The sequence below is a fragment of the Mycobacterium saskatchewanense genome (genome assembly GCF_010729105.1).
GTDB classification, from domain to species: Bacteria; Actinomycetota; Actinomycetes; order Mycobacteriales; family Mycobacteriaceae; genus Mycobacterium; species Mycobacterium saskatchewanense.
In genome coordinates this window covers 3,887,993-3,904,735 of the sequence record NZ_AP022573.1, presented here as the reverse complement: position 1 = coordinate 3,904,735, position 16,743 = coordinate 3,887,993, and the positions used below count along the sequence as shown (strand labels likewise).

Sequence of the window (16,743 nt, the reverse complement as noted above, 5' to 3'; positions counted from 1 at the left end):
GCCCGGAAAGCCTCTAACCATCAGGACCCCACGAGACCTCGGGCTCGATCTGGGTCCACAGGATGGCCAGGCAGACGAGACTCTGATCGAACGGGTTCTGTAGGTCCAGACCGCTCAGCTTCTGCATCCGCTGGATGCGGTACAGCACCGTGTTCCGGTGGATGAACAGCTCCGCCGCGGCGGCTCCGCGGTCAAAGCTGTTGAGGGCCAAGCACCGTAGCGTCGCTACCAGGTCGGCGTTCTCATTGCCGTCGAGCTCGCCGAAGACCCGCGCGACGATGTTGTCGGCGATCTGGGGAGACTGCGCCAGCAACAGGTGCGGGAGGAAGTCGCGAACTGTCACGAGCCCGGCGCGGCCCGCGCCGCCGGCGAACGCGATCAGCATTCTCGACGTTTCGAGGGCGGCGGACAGACCCACTCTCTCGACCGAACGTTCGCGGGCCAAGACGAGCTGCGGGTTTTCCAGCGCCGGAATCCAGTCAAAGCTCTCAGCACACAACCCCGCGACCCGATTCCCCTCTGTCGTCGCGAGCACACCCTGTGACCGCAGCCGGCCCGCCAGCGCGATGTGGTCAGCCGTGGTGGCCCCGCGAAGGCAAGCCGCGAATGGCCGATACGGACCGGCGAGGTCGAACCCGATATGTTCCGCCCGCTCACGGTCGTCGACCGTAAGCGGTTGCTGGCCACACAATCTGTCAAGCAGGGTTCGGGCGCGGCGTTCACCCGCGGTGTCGGGCGCGTCACCCTCGTCGTCATAGGCTTGCGAAAACGTGTCGACGACCAATTCCAGATAACTCCACAGGACATCTGCCTGTTCGAGCAGCATCGGCCGTTCGGCATCCGTCGCCGCGTCGAGCAACATGTTCCACATGATGCGGATGCCGCGGCGGTAGACCACCAATCCGTCATGCATCGGTTCGGCGGCCACCGCACGGCTCCGCACGACTTCGTGGAGCTCCGAAATCATGCTCTCGTCGGGCGCAACCCCCTCGGCCAGCCACCGGAGTATCAAGGCGACGTTCCACCGGATCGCCGGGCGGCCGCGAGCCGTCGGGTCATCGTCAACGAACCGGGAGTAGCCGGGTAGTTCACGAAAGGCCAGATCCATTTGGCGCGCCACCTCATCGGGATCCAGCCGCGCGAAAATCGCCCGGACCGCGCTGCTCGGGGTGGAAAGACCAGCCACGCGTCGATGATGGCACGAGTTGCGGTCGGCACCCTGTGCGCGAGCACAAACTTTGTCCAGGGATCTTGAGCTGACGACAATTGCGCCGGCGGCCTTCCGGGAAGACGATAGGCGGTAGCCGCAGCGAAGCGCGGCGCCGTCGGGGCACGACTACAGTCGGCGACCAAGCCGGGACTGTCACCAGCAAAGAGACGAGTTGTTGTGTCGTACCGCGATTTACAAGATGAGGTCTACTTCAAAGGTCTCACGGTGCCATCGTTACCGATGGCCAACCACGAGCTGGAGCAACGGGCAGAGTCAGCGATGGCCCCGTCGACCCTGTCCTATGTGGTGTTCGCGGAACTCGACCTGATCGTGGCGGTCGATGGTTATCCGACGCTGGACGACCTGAACCGAAAATCGCGCACGTCGTCATTGTCCTGAAAAGGAATGTAATACACCGCCCACTCAGCTTGGAGGCAGTATGACCACCGTTCGCGATGCAATTCTCGATCTGCTGCGCACTCACAATTTGACCACCTTTTTCGGCAACCCCGGGTCGTCGGAATTAGCACTCCTGCACGACTTCCCCGACGATTTCCGCTACGTGCTGGGCCTGCAGGAGATGGTGCCGGTCGGGATGGCCGACGCGTATGCACAGATCACCGGTCGGCCCGCTCTGGTCAATCTCCATACCGCTCCGGGAATGGGCAACGCGCAGGGCCAGCTCTACAACGCATTCGTCAACAAAACCCCGCTGATCGTCACCGCCGGAAACCAGCGTCGCACGATGCAAAATCAGTACTGCCTGCTGACCAATATCGAGCCCACGACCGTGCCGAAGCCGTTCGTGAAATGGGCGGCCGAACCCGCTACGGCCAGTGAGGCACCCGCCGTGCTGGCCCGGGCCATCCACTTGGCCGCCACCCCGCCGATGGGTCCGGTGTTCGTCTCGTTGCCCATGGATGACATGCCGATCGAGCTCGACGACGCACAGGCCACCGATATCGCCACCGTGCGAGATCGCTCGGTGACCCGGGCGGCGGGCTTCCCCCCAGAACTCGCCGAGCGGATCAGCGGCCGATTGGCGTCCGCGAACTCGCCGGCATTGATTGTGGGCGGCGACGTCGAACGCTATGGCGCGTGGGATGCGGTGATCGGGTTGGCCGAACGTAGTCAATCGGCCGTATGGACGGCACCGCTGACGGGTTGGAGCGGATTTCCCGAGAATCACCCGCTGTACCAAGGGATCTTACCGCCCGGGGCGGGCTGGATCTCCAAGATGCTGGCCGGGCACGATCTGCTCCTCGTCATCGGAGCCCCGGTCTTTCGCTACTACCCCTTGGTACCCGGACCCTACCTTCCCGAAGGCGCAAGCCTGATTCACATCACCAACGATCCCGACGAAGCAGCGCGCGCCCCCGTCGGAGATGCCATCGTCGCCGACTTGGCCAGCGCGGCCGCCGCGCTCTTCGCCGCCGCCAAACCGGCCCGCCGGTCCGCCCCAGCGGCCCGTCCGCCCATCCCGGACATGCCAAGTGCGCAGGCTCCCCTCGAGCCGGAAGCACTGTGGTCGGCGGTCGGACGAGCCGCGCCTGCGGAGACGCTGTGGGTCAGCGAGGCCGGAAGCAACGAGGTCGCCATTACGCACAGCATTCGGCCCGGTTACCCGTTTTCGCATCTGTCTGCGGCTGGTGGCGGACTCGGCTACGGATTGCCCGCGTCAGTTGGTGCGCAGCTGGCGGCCCCCGACCGTCCCGTCGTCGCTTTGATGGGGGACGGCTCAATGCATTACGCGATCACCGCGTTGTGGACCGCGACCCGGTACAAAATCCCGGTGACGATCGTGGTCGCGTCCAACGCCGAATACGGCGTAGTCAAGGAATTCGGTGTGTGGGAAAAGACCCCGGGCGTTCCCGGTCTCGACCTGCCCGGCCTCGACGTCGTGGCCACGGCGGCCAGCTATGGCGTCGACGCGCACGAAGCGCACACCACCGAGGAGGTCGTCGAGTTGGTACGCGCGGGCGTCGCCGACAGGGAACGACCAACCCTCATCAACGCACGCACCACGCCGGTCGGAGCCTGACATGGACGGGGCGATCGTCGCCGAGTTCGCCGCCGCGCTCGGCCGCTCGGACGCCGTCATCACCGAAAGCGCCATCCTGAGTGAAAAGGGCCGGGACTACTGGGGTTTCGGCGGCACGCCCGGGCTGCTGCTAAGGCCGTGCACAAGCGACGAGGTGGTAGCGGTGGTGCGGGTCGCCGCCGCACATCACATCCCCATGGTGACCCGGGGTGGGGCGTCGAACTGTGCTGGAGCGATGATGCCGAGCCCGGACCGAGTGATGATCGACTTGTCAGGGATGAACCGCATCCTTGACGTCGACCCGTCCGCACGGACTGCCCGAGTTCAGCCGGGCGTCATCAACGCGGACCTGCAGCAGCACGTCGCCCCGCACGGGTTGTGCTTCTCGCCCGATCCGGTGTCAGCGCATCTTGGGACGGTCGGTGGCAACATCATCGAAAATGCCGGCGGCCCACACGCTCTCAAGTATGGCGTCACATACAACCACGTCCTCGAGGTCGAGGCGGTTCTTGCCGACGGCAGGGTCATCCGGCTGAACGCCGCCGACGACGGTCCCGACCTGCTTGGGGTGCTCATCGGATCGGAGGGCACGCTCGCCATCCTCACCGAGGCCACGGTGGCGTTGCGCCCGGTAGCACCAGTCATACGAAGCCTCATGGGTAGTTTCGCAACCGCCCACGACGCCGCCAGCACGATCTCCGCGATCATCCGTACCGGGACGGTGCCGGCGGCGGTGGAATGGCTCGACCGGGCCGGTATCGCGGGCCTGCAGAAATTCACCGACACCGGCTACCCGACCGACGTCGACGCAATCGTGCTGATCGATATCGACGGCAGCGCAGAAGCGGTGGAGTACGACACCGAAATCGTCCACCAGGTGCTGCGGCGTACCGCCGTGGAGGTGCGCCGCGCCGACGACGAGGATTCCCGTGCCAAACTGTGGTACGGGCGGCTGCATACCTTTGACGCCGTGGTACGCAGCGGGAACGGGTTTTTTATCGGGGATGTCACCGTTCCCCGGCAATACATCCCCGAGATGCAGGCAGCTATCCAGGCCGCCGCCGCGCGCCACTCCGACGGGCTCCTGTTCATCGCGGTGACCGGCCACGCCGGTGACGGTGACCTGCACCCCACCACCTTCTTCGACCGTGAAAACCCCGGGGCGGCCGCCGCGTTGGAGGCTGCCAACAACGAAATCGTCGCGGCCGCGCTGGCACTGGGGGGAACCATCACCGGTGAGCACGGAGTCGGCACCGAGAAGCGCCAATTCATGACGATGCGATTCAGCCCCGTGGAGATCGCCGCCCAACGCGCCATCAAGCGCGTCTTCGATCCCGCGATGCTCCTGAATCCCGGCATCATGCTTCCCGACCCGTCACCGGACGAGCCCGCCCTCGAATCTTTCGAGGCGGCGGTGCGCACCGCGCTGGCGCCGTATCTGACCTCGAAGGCCGCGCCGATCGCCGATCCCGTGCCGGCCAACCACGCTGCCGGAGCACAAGTCGCCGTGAACGCCGACAACCTCAGCCTGGTCGTCGGGGCCGCGGTCACCCTCGAGGAGTTGTCGCGACAGCTGAGTGGTCAAGGGCTGACCTGCAGCGCCATTCCCGCCGACCCCGCGGGACGTACGGTCGGAGAACTCGTCGCCAACGCGAGCGGTCCAGAGCGGGATGCCGTGCGTCACGGCCTGCTCGGGCTGGATGTCGTCCTGACCGACGGCTCGGCGCCGGCGCGGTTCGGCGGGGAAAACATGAAGGACGTCGCGGGCTACGACACAAAACGACTCTTCGTCGGCGGGCGCGATCTGTTCGGGACCATCTCCACGGCCATCTTCAAAATCGCCGTTCTGAAGTAACGGCGCCGTTGCGCCGACCCGCCTCGAATGCCTGTCCGCGCCGATCGCGGCGCATCCCCAATGGAACGCCCCGTTTGCGGCAATGACTTTCGCCCCTGGGGCAGCACTACCTCCCGATGTGGTCGCGCATCCTCCTGCACCCAGCAGCCATCATGATTTCGTCTCGCTGCGCCCAAACCAGCCGCCCGCTGCGGAGTCCGCGTTGCCCACAGATAGCGGGACACGGTAAGGACGGGTCCCCGCAAGCGGGTGGCCGTCGATCACGCGATGCGGAAGGCGGTTAGCCCACCGGCAGATAGCCGACGGACTGAGCAAACAGGACCCGCTGCCGGGAGTTCAATCCGAGGTGTCTGGCCAGGCGGGGCCCGTCACAGTTGTGGAACCAAGCCGCAAGCCCGTGGGCTGCGGCGAAAAGGTAGACGTTCCCGGCGATCAGACCTGTGTCGACGTAGTAGTAGGACTTCTGCACGTCCGGATCATGAAGCCCTGGCTCGTCAAAACCGAGGGTGTGGGTAAGACGGTGGATGTCCACCACGTAGATCAACATCACCGGAGCGACCGCCACCTCCGGTTGAGCCGGCGTTAACGCCATGGCGCGAACATCGCTTGGGGTGATCTGCTCCAGGCGATGACCAAGTCCGTCATAGCGATAGGTCCCGTCCTCGAGCGCGACATAGAGATCGATTTCTTGGGAGTTACTGGCCGATGCGGCCGTCCGTCCGGGCCCACCGAATGGACCCATGTCACGATTCACGCCGTAGGCCGACCACAGCAGGTCGGAAAGGTCCCGCATCGACAGGGGTTTCGGGCTGGTTTCCTTGGTGGTCTTCCTGCGGTTGAATGCGGCGACGATCGGATCGTTGGGGTCGCGAGTCGACGCGGGCAGTTGCAGCCAGCCCTCACCGAGAACCGCTTTGCCCTCTGTAGCGTCTTCTGCTTGAGTCATCGGCCATCCCGAATTAATTGCGGCAAACTGACTTTAGGCGAGAGATCAGGCCCGTAGGAGAACGATAGAAGCCGACGTCGGCGCCGCTCTAGAGCCATTGGGCCCTCAAGCCGAGACATTGGACCCGGGCCGGCGGCCACTACCTGAACCCGGTGGCTCCGTGTGGGAAAGCGCGCAGGCTAGCTCGCCAGTCCGACGATCGCGAGCATGAACAACACGCCCCCGATGGTGCATGCCGGGGTCGCAAGCGTTCGACGCCCGGCGTTTGCCTTCGGCAAGATGTCGGCGCTCGCCAGATACATCAGGAATCCCGCGAAGAAGCCGAGGTACACCTCGAGGAGGCGATGGGGAATCGTCACGGCCAGGGTGAGGGCGGCGCCCGCAACCGGCGCGACAGCGTCGGCGGCGAGCAGCGTCAGCGCCCTGCGACGGTCGTTTCCGTAGATCGACGTGATGGTGTAGGTGTTGAAGCCGTCGGCGAAGTCGTGGCCGATCACCGCCACCGCGACCACCGCCCCTACGCCGGCGCCGGCCTGGAAGGCGGCACCGATGGCGAATCCGTCCATGACGCTGTGACCGACCAACCCCGTGGCCGCCAGGAGGCCGACGCTCGGGGCGTCGACAATATCGGCGGCGTCCGCCGGCTCCTCGCGGTGAATACCGACCGTGCGTTCGATGACGTGCAGCACCAGGAAGCCGAGAACGAACGCCACCAGCGGCGTGGGTATACCGAACAGGGTCCAGGACCCTTGGCTCAGCGCTTCGGGCAGCAGGTCGAAGGCCACCGCACCGAGCATCAGCCCGGCGGCCAGGCCGAGCACCAGGTAACGGTAGGAACCGATGCGCAACGCCGCATAGCCACCCAGCAGCGTGGTGATGAACGAGCCAAACGCTACGAGAACGGCCACTGCGCGCCCCACCTCCCTGGAAAACGTACCGTCGTAACCGGGCGACGCGATCGAGACGGACAGATTCCCGCGCGCTACAGCCGTGGCTCAGCGAGCGTAGCTGGGACGCCCGAGCCCCAGCACGTGCTGGGCGATCATATTGCGGAACACCTCGAGGGTGCCGCCGTAGATGCCGAGCGGCAGGGCCAGCCGATAAAGGTGTTCTGCCGCGCCGTCGCCCGCGGCCCCCTGCGCCTCGGCGGGGAGCGCCGAGGCCGCCCCCAGGATGTCCATCAGATCCGGCGAGATGTCGCGCATCGTTTGCGCAATCGCGACGCGCCCGAACATGCCGGGCGTGGACAGGGCCGCCTCCATCCGGGCCACGCTGCGCCCGAGCCGGTATCCGACCGACTCGTCGTCCGCCTGCCCGGCGATGGCCGCGACGGTGTCGACCACTTCGGCCATGATGTCTCCGTGTGCCGCCATCGCCGCGATGTATTGCAGGCCATGGTCTTCCGGATCGGTGATGCCGTGCTCGGAGTCCAGCGCGGCACGCATCACCGTCCAGCCGTCGTTCACCTCACCGATGCGGTACAGGTCGTCGACCCGCACGTCGCTGTAGTAGACGATATTGGTGCGGTCGCCGTCCAGCGTGCGGATGCCCTGGATCTCGATTCCGGGCGTATCGAGCGGCACCAGAAACATGGTCAGGTTCCGGTGTTTTCGGCCTTCGGGATCGGTGTTGGTGAGCAGGAAGACATACCCGGCGTTTTGAGCGTTCGACGTGAACATCTTGGAGCCGTTGACGACCCAGCTCGATCCATCCGCCTCCCGCACCGCCCGGGTCTTGCACGTCGCGACGTCAGAGCCGCCCTCGGGCTCGGTGTAGCCGAGGCACAGCCGGGTCTCGCCGCGGAGCACGCCGGGCACCACCTGGTTGACGAGCTCGGGCGCGCCGAACTGGTGCACGAGGCGGGCGACGACGGAGGTGGTGCCCCAGTGGTACCACGGCGTATGGGCGCGGGCGATTTCGAGCTGGAAGATGCGCCGGCGAACCGGGCTGAAGCCACCCTCCGATTCCAGCTTCCAGTCCGAGGCCAGATAGCCGGCCTCGCCCAATGCCAGATGCACTCGTTCGTCGAAGTTTTCGCCGCGCTCCCGCTGGCGGCGCAGCACGTCGTCGGTGACGAGCTTGGTGATGAACGCCCGGGTCTCGTCGAGGAAGGCCCGGTCGTCGTCGGACAGCGCGACGCGCGAGAAGTCCATCTAGACCGCATCGATGACGAGGGTGCGGAATCTGTCGATGCTTTCCAGCGCGTGCGCCACGCTGTCGCCGGGCAGACCGACCTGGACCCAGGTCACACCGAGCTTCGCGAGCTTGTCGAGCCCGCTCAGGTAGGCGTCGGCGTCGAAATCGTCGGATGCGGGGCTGCCGCCCCCGAAATTCGTGAAGGTGACGTCGACGGCGGCGAAGTCCCTGCCGGCCGCGTCGCAGCGACGCCGCAGATCGTCGATGCCGGCGGCGAGGCGCTCCTCAGATTCGAGGCTCACGGTCCCGGCGGTTTTCGCCAGCGTCGCCGGCGCCGGGAATGGGCACCAGCCGTCGCCGTACTGGGCGACCCGCTGACGCGCCGCCGTGGTGTTGCCGCCGATCCAGATCGGCGGGTGCGGCCGGCTGACCGGGCGCGGGTGGGCGGTGATGCCGCGGGCGCTGAAATGCTTTCCCTCGAACGACATGTCATCGGTGGTCCAGACCGTCCGGATGACCTGCAACGCCTCCTCGAACAGCTCGAGCCGCTCGTCGTAGCTGACCCCCAGCGCCGCGAACTCCCGCTTGAGGTACCCGACACCGACGGCCAGGGTGAACCTACCGCCGGACAGCAAATCGAGTGTGGCGCCGGACTTGGCCACCACGAACGGGTTTCGGTACGGCAGCACGACGATGTTGGGGATGAGGCGGAGGGTCTTGGTGCGGGCCGCCGCAAAGCCCAGTGCGACAAAGGGATCCAGCGCGTCGTGGCCCCCGGCGTCGAGCCAGCGCTGCGACGGGGCCGGGTGATCGGTGAACCCGAACCCGTGAAACCCGGCCGCCTCGGCCGCCGCCGCCACCGTGGCGATGCCCTCCCCCGCCACCAGCTCCGGGTTGTAGGGATGCGTGTGCATCGGGTGGGTGATGGTGAAACGCATCGCGATCAGAAACGTGAGTGGGCGTCGATCGACGTGTCGCTGGTGCGCAGCGGGCGGATCAGGGCCTCCTGCGCGAACGAGGCCAAGAGCTCCCCCTCCTCGGCGTGCACGGTGCCGCGCACGAACGACATCCCCGCCCCCACCTGCGTGCTCTCGTGGGTATAGAGCAGCCACCCGTCCCAGCGCACCGGCTCGTGGAACGCGATCGAGATGCTCATCGGCGCGGTGGACACCGTCAGGTGGGCCTGGCTGGTGCCGATGCCCGCGTGCGCACGCATGGTCGTCGAGATCCCCAGATGCCCGGTGAAGTACGCGACGAGCGCCTTGGCCAGGTCGTCCCTGGCCGGGATCGGCTCGTAGCGCACCCAGGCGTACAGCTCCAGGGGCCCGACCTCGTCCGGGCTGTTGACGTCGACGACGTCGACCAGCCGCACTTCCCGGCCGCTCAACGGCATCTCGCACGGGTTGGCCTCGGCGGGTCCCGCAACCTCGGGCTTCGGGAGGTGGTGGCGAATCACGTCGTCCGTCGGCACGTCGGCGAGCACCGTCACGCTCACGCACCGCCGACCGCCTTGCTGGGCCGCGACGATCGCGGTGGCCGTGGATCGTCCCTCGTGGACGACGTCGAGGACGAGCTCGGCGGGCGGCCCGACGGCGACCGCGCGGGAGAAGACGGCGTGCGCCGAGCGCACGGACTTGCCCGGGAAGCGTTTGGCCACGGCGACAATCGCCTGCGCGACCACCTGGGTGCCTTCGACCACCTGCCGGCCGTCCTGGCCGGCGATGCCGGTGTCGGCGACGAACCGGTCGGCCCCGTCCGCCCGCACGTCGAACAAGTCCAGCAGGCTGTCCACCGACCACTGCGCCTGATCAGATTCCGTGGTCAAATCCACCTCGCCTCTCGCGGGAGCAGGTCATCGCTCAGCGTGACACTCGGGGTGCCTTTTGTAAAGCTGCCGTCGCATTGACACCGGCGCCCGCGGTGCATGACACTTTTGCGGTGATTTGTAAAGGGCGCGGATGATCCCCGAGCCCCTCGCCAACGGTTTCTGCTTCGGCGAGGGCCCCCGCTGGTTCGAGGGACTGCTGTGGTTCTCCGACCTGCTGGGTGAGGCCGTGCACACCGCCGACATGCGGGGCTCGCTGACGGCGCTGCCGCTGCCCGGCCACCGCCCGTCGGGCCTGGGTTTCCGCCCCGACGGGTCGCTGCTGATCGCCTCGTCCGAGAGCCGGCAGGTGTTGCGCTACGACGGCGAAACCGTCGTCACCATCGCCGATCTCGCCGATGTCGCGCCGGCCGACCTCGGCGAGATGGTGGTCGACGAAGAGGGCCGCGCCTACCTCGGGTGCCGGGCGGTCACCGGCGGCATGATCATCCGGCTCGACCCGGACGGCAGCGCCACCGTCGTCGCCGACGACCTCGCGTTCCCCGGCGGCATGGCGATCACCCCCGACCGGGAGCTGATCGTCGCCGAAGCGACGGGCCGGCGGCTGAGCGCCTTCGCCATTGGCGACGACGGCGCGCTGGCCGACCGCCGCGTCTTCGCCGACGGCCTCGACGGGCCGCCCGACGGCATTGCCCTGGACGCCGAGGGCGGCGTGTGGACCTCCATGACGCTGGCCCACCGGTTCGAGCGCATCACCCGGGGTGGCGCCGTGACCGACCGCATCGACATGGGCGACCGGGTGGCCGTCGCATGCACGCTCGGGGGTCCCGGGCGCCGCACGTTGTTCCTGCTGTCGAGCACGGACGCGTATTCTCAGCGCCTGATCGGCACGCGGCGATCGCGGTTGGATGCCGTGACCGTCGAGACCCCCGGTGCCGGCCTGCCGTGACCCGAGAGGCGCACCAGTGACGGACTCCTACTACGAACTGCTCGACGCCGACGACCCGTCGGGCGAGAGGTTCGCGGCCACTGACCTGGTGCGCAGCACGTGGACCGCCGAGATCCAGCACGGCGCTCCCGTGTCGGCGCTGCTGGTGCGGGCGCTGGAGCGGTGCGCCCGGCGGGACGACGCCCGGCTGAGCCGCGTGGTCGTCGACCTGCTGGGCCCGGTGCCGGCGGACGGCGACCTGTGGGTCCGACCGCAACTGCTGCGCGGCGGCAAACAGATCGAGCTCGTCGGCGCGGAGATGCTCGGCCTCGGCCCCGACGGCCAGCCGCGACCCGTGGCCCGCGCCAGCGGTTGGCGGCTCCAACAGCTCGACACCCGCTCCCTCGCGCACGCCGCGGCGCCCCTGCCCGGACCGTTGTCCGAGGCCCGCAGCCGCAACCTGGAGAAGGACTGGGACCGCAATTACGTGCACAGCCTGGACTGGCGCTGGCTGACCGAGCCGCTCACCGGAGGCCCCGGGGAGTGCTGGATCAAACCGACCGTGGACCTCATCAACGGGGAGAACATGACGCAGCTCGAGCGGCTGTTCGCGGTGGCCGACTGCGCCAACGGCATCGGCAGCAAACTGGACATCGCCGAGTGGACGTTCCTCAACACCGATCTTGCCGTGCACGTGTTCCGGATCCCGGAAGGTGACTGGATCGGCATCCGCGCCGAAACCAGCTACGGTCCCGACGGCATCGGGACGACGATCGGCACGCTCTTCGACCAACAGGGCGCGGTCGGCGCGATCCAACAGTCCGTGCTGGTGCGCCGGCGGCCCGGCCGGGAAACGAAAATGCCGTGACGCCTCCGCAGATCTTCGTAAAGTTTGGGATATGAGCCACCCGGCCGAGACGGCGGAAGCTGACACGTCGACGCGTCAGCGCATCCTCGACGCCACCGCCGAAGTCCTCGGCCGCAACGGCAAGACCAAGCTGAGTCTGTCCGAAGTGGCGACGCAGGCCGGCGTGTCGCGTCCCACGCTCTATCGGTGGTTCGCCTCCAAGGAGGATCTGCTCGAGGCCTTCACCAACTACGAACGGCAGGTCTTCGAGAGCGGACTGGTCAGGGCGACCGCGGGGCTGAAGGGCGTCGACAAGCTCGACGCCGTGCTGCGGTTCATCGTCGAGTACCAGCATTCGTACTCGGGGGTGCGCATGGTCGACGTCGAGCCCGAGTACACCATCGCCCAGTTCGGCAGGGTGATTCCGCAGATGCGCGACGGGCTGCAGCGCCATCTGCCCGGGCCCAACGCGGCGGTGCGGGCGGCGACGGTGATCCGCATCGCGATCTCGCACTACATCGTCCGCAGCGACGACGCCGACCAGTTCCTGGCGCAGCTGCGGCACGCGGTCGGCATCAAGGCGCCGTCCGAACAGACGGGTTAGTCGAACAACACCGCAGCGTTCAGGTAACCCGTCGGGTCGAGGGCGCTCTTGAGGGTCCGCATCGCGGCGATGTCAGCCGGTTCTCGCGACATGCCGAGGTAGGGACGCTTGCGGCTGCCGACGCCGTGCTCGGAGCTGACGTTGCCTCCGCAGCGCGAGATGAGCTCCATCATCGGCTCGTACACCTGCGCCTCCCGCTCCGGGGGGCAGCGCAACACGTTGAGGTGCAGGTTGCCCTCGCCGATGTGCCCGAACAGCACCGGCAGGGCATCAGGCGCCCGCGACTGAATCAACGACGTTGCCGCATCGGCGAATTCGGCGATCGACGACAGGGGCAGCGAGGCATCGAACTTCAGCGGCGGCCCGTACACGTTGAGCACGTCGGCGAGCGATTCGCGGACCTGCCACAGGCGTTGCTGCGCCGCCACGTCCACGCCCACCGCGGGTTCGCCGCACAGCCGAACGCCGTCGAGCAGGTCGGCAAGCCGCTCGGTCTGGTCGTGGTCGGCGGCCAGCTCGACCAACAACAGCCAGTCGCCGTCGACGGGGGCACCCAACCCGAGGTGCTCGCGGGTCAACGCCGCCGCCCGGCTGTCGATCAACTCCAGCGCAGCGATGCCGTCGACCTCCCGGAACGCGCGGCCCGCCTCGACCAGCGCATCGAGGTCGGCGAACCCGCAGACCGCGGTGACCCGGTGCGACGGCACGGGGTGCAGCCGCAGCTCCAGCGACGTGATCACGCCGAGGGTGCCCTCGGCGCCGACGAACAACGCCGGCAGGTCGTAGCCGGTGTTGTCCCGGCGCACCCGGCTGTGCCGGCGCACCAGCGAGCCGTCGGGCAGCGCCACGTCCATGCCGACGACCTGCTCGCCCATGTTGCCGTACCGCACGGTGCGCAGGCCCCCGGCGTTCGTCGAGGCCATGCCACCCACGGTCGCGGTGTCGCGGGCGGCCAGGTCCACCCCGAACACCAGGCCCGCACCGTGCGCGGCGCGTTGCACGGCGGCCAGCGTGGCCCCGGCGCCGGCTTCGACGCGGCGCTCGACCGTGTCCACCTCGCCGACCTCGTCCAGCCGCTCGGTGGACAGCAACACGTCGTCGTGTTCGGGCACGGTGCCGGCCACCAGCGAGGTGCGCCCACCCTGTACGGTCACGTGCGCCCCCGCGTCACGGCAGGCCCGCAGCACCCCTGCCACCTCCCGGGGCGAGCCCGGCCGCACCAGCACGGTGGCCCGTCCGCGGTAGCGGCCGGTGTAGTCGACGCTGCGCCCGGAGAGCACGTCGGGGTCGGTGATGACGTGATTCGGTCCGACGATCCCTTTCAGGTCGTCAAGGCTGCCTGGCATGGTCGCGGTTATAGCACCGAATCGAGGCGCGCGCCGTTGCGGCGCTTCAGAACTCTTTGTGCGGCACGTCGCAGACCAGCCCGCCGTCCATGACGAACTCGCTACCGGTGGCGTAGGACGAGTCGTCGCTCGCCAGGAACACCACGAACGTCGACACCTCCCTCGATTCGGCGGGCCGTCCGAGCGGGATCGTGACCATGTCCTCGGGCAGCTTGGCCGTCATCGGTGTTCGGATGAAGCCGGGGTGGATCGAGTTGACCCGGATGTTCAACGGCGCCAGCTCCAGGGCCGCCGACTTCGCCAGTCCGCGCACCGCCCACTTCGACGCGACATACGGGTGCACCGCCGCGGCGCCGCGCAGTCCCTCGATCGACGACACGTTGATGATCGAGCCGCCCCCGGCGGCCGTCATCGGCTCGACGGCCACCCGCATGCCCAGGAACGTGCCGGTCAGATTGACGTCAATCACCTTCTGCCACTTGGCCAGGTCGAAATTCTTCAGCTGGCCGAGCGCGACGATGCCCGCGTTGTTGACCAGCACGTCGAGCTTGCCGAATTCGCCGGTCGCGGTGGCCACGGCGGCGTCCCACTGGTCGGGCTGTGTCACGTCCAGGTGGACGTAGCGGGCGGCGTCGCCGATCTCGTCGACCAGCGCCTTGCCCTCCTCGTCGAGGATGTCGCCGACCACCACCTTGGCGCCCTCCTCCACCAGGAGGCGCGCGTGTGAGGCGCCCATCCCGCGGGCGCCGCCACTGATGAGCGCAACTTTGCCGTCTACCCGTCCCACCGGGGCTCCTTTCGGTTACGTGACTACGAGGTCGTTCGGTGCGTACAGGCCCTTGCCCGTGATCAGCGGCAGGTCCAGCGTGGTGCGGATGCCGGGCGGCGCGGCGACCACCGCGGGGATCGCGTTGACGATGCGCCCGGCGGCGCCGACGATCGCCGCGTGGTTGTGGTCGCCCTTGCGGCTGCTCGGGACGATGTCCACGGCATACGACGGTTCGCCGGTGATCTCCACACGATACGAGCCGCCCCCGGCCGCGGGTTGCGGCCAGTCCGGCCGCAGGTCGGGCCGCAGGCGGGTGATGTGCTCGATGACGATGGCCGGGCGGCCGTCGGCCATGCCGCGGATCTCGAACTGCAGCGCGGCGAGGGTGCCCTTGGCGACGCGCCCCACGGCGATGTCGAAGTCCTCCGGCGCGGGCTCGCGCTGATACGACTCGGTGATCTGCTCGATCTCGATGCCGAGCCCGGCCGCGAGCTGTCGGATGGCCGTCCCCCAGGCGATGCCGAGCACGCCCGGCTGCAGGAGCATCGGCACCTCGTCAAGCGGACGGCCGAATCCCATGTAGTGCATGACCTCGGCGCCGTCGTAGGTGGCGTAGTCGGCGATCTCCATGCACCGCACCTGCTCGACGCGCTGGCACGTTCCGGCGAGGGCGAACGGGATCAGATCGTTGATGAAGCCGGGGTCGACGCCGCTGATGAAGACGCTCGAGTTCCCTTGCCGTGCGGCGTCTTCGACGCGCGCGATGTATTTGTCGGGCATCACCCCCCACGGGTGTTGCAGCAGGCCCGGCGCCGATCCGACGACATTCACACCGGCGGCCAGGATGCGCATGACGTCGGCCATCGCGTCAGGCAGGCGGGTGTCGCCCATGGCGCAGTACACGACGCAGTCGGGCCCGGCGGCCAGCACGGCGTCGAGGTCGCCGACGGCGGCGACGCCGGTGACCGTGCCCGGATCCAGGCCGACCCCGCAGAGCGCTCCGGCGTCCTTGCCCACCTTTTCCGGCGACGACACGCACAGCCCGGTCAGCTCGAACGCCGGATTGGCGATCAGTTCGGACAGGGCGAGCCGTCCGACGTTTCCGGTGCCGACGTGGGCGACGCGTATCGCCATGAGTTCCTCCGTCCCCGGGAGCCGATCGAAACTTTCTAGACAGTAGTCCACAATCACCGGCGCGCCTACCGGGTCCGGCCGGCATCCCGCAGAATGGAACCCGCCGATGACACAACGTGACGATGTGCAGTTCCTCTCCGGTGCCGACCGGATCAGCGCGTGGCTCTACCGACCGGCGGGCGGCGGGCCCGCGCCGCTCCTGGTGATGGCGCACGGCCTGGGCGCGGTGCGCACCATGCGGCTGGACGCCTACGCCGAACGGTTCAGCGCCGCCGGCTACGCCTGCCTGGTGTTCGACTACCGCAACTTCGGCGACAGCGAGGGCCGGCCGCGTCAGCTGCTGGACATCGGCATGCAGCTTGAGGATTGGGCCGCCGCGGTCGCATACGCCCGCACGCTCGATGGCATCGATCGCGATCGAATCGGGCTGTGGGGCACGTCCTTCGGGGGCGGTCACGTGATCTCCACGGCGGCCCGGCTGCCGGGAATCGCCGCGGTGGTGGCCCAGTGCCCCTTCACCGACGGCATCGCCTCGTCGCGCACCCTCAGCCCGTTGATCACCGCGCGGATCACCGCGCGGGCGCTGCGCGACGTCGTCGCGGCCCGAACGGGCAAACCGCCGGTGATGGTCCCGACGGCGGGGCGGCCGGGTGAGGTCGCCCTGATGAACGCGCCCGACGCCTACGAGGGCTACCTCAGGCTGGTGCCCGAAGGCGTGCGGCTGCCCAACGAGGTGGCGGCGCGCATCGGGCTGAAGATCATCACGTACCGGCCGGGCCGCCTGGCTGCGAAGATCGCCTGCCCGATCCTGTTCTGCGTGTGCGAAACGGACACGGTGGCACCGGCGAAAGCCACACTGCGGTACGCGGCGAAGGCGCCGCGCGGCGAGGTCAGGACGTACCCCGAGGGGCACTTCGCCATCTACGTCGGCGATGCGTTCGAGCGCGTGGTGGCCGACCAAATTGACTTCCTGGACCGCCACCTGAAGGGCGCCGCCGCGTAGCCGGAGCAAACTCACGCGAGTTGTGCGAAACGCCAGACTTCCCGGGATGACCGCTCTAGTCTCTCAGTACCTCCGGGCAGGGGCCGCCGTCGAGGGGAA

16 protein-coding genes are annotated in these 16,743 nt (G+C 68.1%); 7 read left to right on the top strand and 9 right to left on the bottom strand.

Annotation, left to right across the window (positions count from 1 at the left end; translation table 11 throughout):
• Positions 1-13 precede the first annotated feature (13 nt).
• Complete coding sequence (locus G6N56_RS18405; RefSeq protein ID WP_085254376.1) at positions 14-1,186, bottom strand: PucR family transcriptional regulator; 1,173 nt, start codon at positions 1,184-1,186, stop codon at positions 14-16.
• A gap of 264 nt (positions 1,187-1,450) precedes the next feature.
• On the opposite strand from G6N56_RS18405, the gene G6N56_RS18400 reads away from it, so the two are divergent.
• From G6N56_RS18400 to G6N56_RS18390, 3 genes are read left to right on the top strand one after another with little or no spacing between them, the layout of a single operon-like run.
• Complete coding sequence (locus tag G6N56_RS18400) at positions 1,451-1,609, top strand: hypothetical protein (protein ID WP_232069094.1); 159 nt, start codon at positions 1,451-1,453, stop codon at positions 1,607-1,609.
• A gap of 40 nt (positions 1,610-1,649) precedes the next feature.
• Complete coding sequence (gene mdlC / locus G6N56_RS18395) at positions 1,650-3,251, top strand: benzoylformate decarboxylase (RefSeq protein WP_085254375.1); 1,602 nt, start codon at positions 1,650-1,652, stop codon at positions 3,249-3,251.
• Position 3,252: 1 nt separating this feature from the next.
• Complete coding sequence (locus G6N56_RS18390; RefSeq protein ID WP_085254374.1) at positions 3,253-5,106, top strand: FAD-binding oxidoreductase; 1,854 nt, start codon at positions 3,253-3,255, stop codon at positions 5,104-5,106.
• A gap of 280 nt (positions 5,107-5,386) precedes the next feature.
• Here the strand turns inward: G6N56_RS18390 and G6N56_RS18385 are convergent, their stop codons facing one another.
• The 5 genes from G6N56_RS18385 to G6N56_RS18365 form a co-directional block, all read right to left on the bottom strand.
• Positions 5,387-6,052, bottom strand: coding sequence for a nitroreductase family protein (locus G6N56_RS18385; RefSeq protein ID WP_085254373.1), 666 nt, complete (start codon positions 6,050-6,052; stop codon positions 5,387-5,389).
• A gap of 179 nt (positions 6,053-6,231) precedes the next feature.
• The gene (locus G6N56_RS18380) at positions 6,232-6,960 is read right to left on the bottom strand and encodes a ZIP family metal transporter (RefSeq protein ID WP_085254372.1); all 729 of its coding nucleotides are present in this window, start codon (positions 6,958-6,960) and stop codon (positions 6,232-6,234) included.
• Positions 6,961-7,047: 87 nt separating this feature from the next.
• Positions 7,048-8,205 (bottom strand): acyl-CoA dehydrogenase family protein, encoded by a 1,158-nt coding sequence (locus G6N56_RS18375; protein ID WP_085254371.1) that lies wholly within the window; start codon positions 8,203-8,205, stop codon positions 7,048-7,050.
• On the bottom strand, positions 8,206-9,126 hold the full coding sequence (locus G6N56_RS18370) for an LLM class F420-dependent oxidoreductase (protein ID WP_085254370.1): 921 nt from the start codon (positions 9,124-9,126) through the stop codon (positions 8,206-8,208). It lies immediately after the preceding gene.
• 5 nt (positions 9,127-9,131) lie between these two features.
• The gene (locus G6N56_RS18365; protein ID WP_085254444.1) at positions 9,132-10,013 is read right to left on the bottom strand and encodes an acyl-CoA thioesterase; all 882 of its coding nucleotides are present in this window, start codon (positions 10,011-10,013) and stop codon (positions 9,132-9,134) included.
• Between the two features lie 133 nt (positions 10,014-10,146).
• Between G6N56_RS18365 and G6N56_RS18360 the strand changes: the two genes are divergently transcribed.
• From G6N56_RS18360 to G6N56_RS18350, 3 genes are read left to right on the top strand one after another with little or no spacing between them, the layout of a single operon-like run.
• Entirely contained in the window at positions 10,147-10,962 is an 816-nt protein-coding gene (locus G6N56_RS18360; protein WP_085254369.1) for an SMP-30/gluconolactonase/LRE family protein, read from the top strand.
• Between the two features lie 16 nt (positions 10,963-10,978).
• Entirely contained in the window at positions 10,979-11,809 is an 831-nt protein-coding gene (locus G6N56_RS18355; RefSeq protein WP_085254368.1) for a thioesterase family protein, read from the top strand.
• Between the two features lie 31 nt (positions 11,810-11,840).
• The gene (locus G6N56_RS18350; protein ID WP_085254367.1) at positions 11,841-12,392 is read left to right on the top strand and encodes a TetR/AcrR family transcriptional regulator; all 552 of its coding nucleotides are present in this window, start codon (positions 11,841-11,843) and stop codon (positions 12,390-12,392) included.
• Here G6N56_RS18350 and G6N56_RS18345 read toward each other — a convergent pair.
• From G6N56_RS18345 to G6N56_RS18335, 3 genes are read right to left on the bottom strand one after another with little or no spacing between them, the layout of a single operon-like run.
• Positions 12,389-13,738, bottom strand: coding sequence for an FAD-binding oxidoreductase (locus tag G6N56_RS18345; RefSeq protein WP_085254366.1), 1,350 nt, complete (start codon positions 13,736-13,738; stop codon positions 12,389-12,391). The two genes, G6N56_RS18350 and G6N56_RS18345, sit on opposite strands and share 4 nt — an antisense overlap.
• A gap of 46 nt (positions 13,739-13,784) precedes the next feature.
• Complete coding sequence (locus tag G6N56_RS18340; RefSeq protein ID WP_085254365.1) at positions 13,785-14,525, bottom strand: glucose 1-dehydrogenase; 741 nt, start codon at positions 14,523-14,525, stop codon at positions 13,785-13,787.
• Between the two features lie 15 nt (positions 14,526-14,540).
• The gene (locus G6N56_RS18335) at positions 14,541-15,641 is read right to left on the bottom strand and encodes an NAD(P)H-dependent amine dehydrogenase family protein (protein WP_085254364.1); all 1,101 of its coding nucleotides are present in this window, start codon (positions 15,639-15,641) and stop codon (positions 14,541-14,543) included.
• Between the two features lie 106 nt (positions 15,642-15,747).
• On the opposite strand from G6N56_RS18335, the gene G6N56_RS18330 reads away from it, so the two are divergent.
• A complete protein-coding gene (locus tag G6N56_RS18330) occupies positions 15,748-16,644 on the top strand; it encodes an alpha/beta hydrolase (protein WP_085254363.1) in 897 nt (298 codons plus the stop codon).
• Positions 16,645-16,743: the final 99 nt, after the last annotated feature.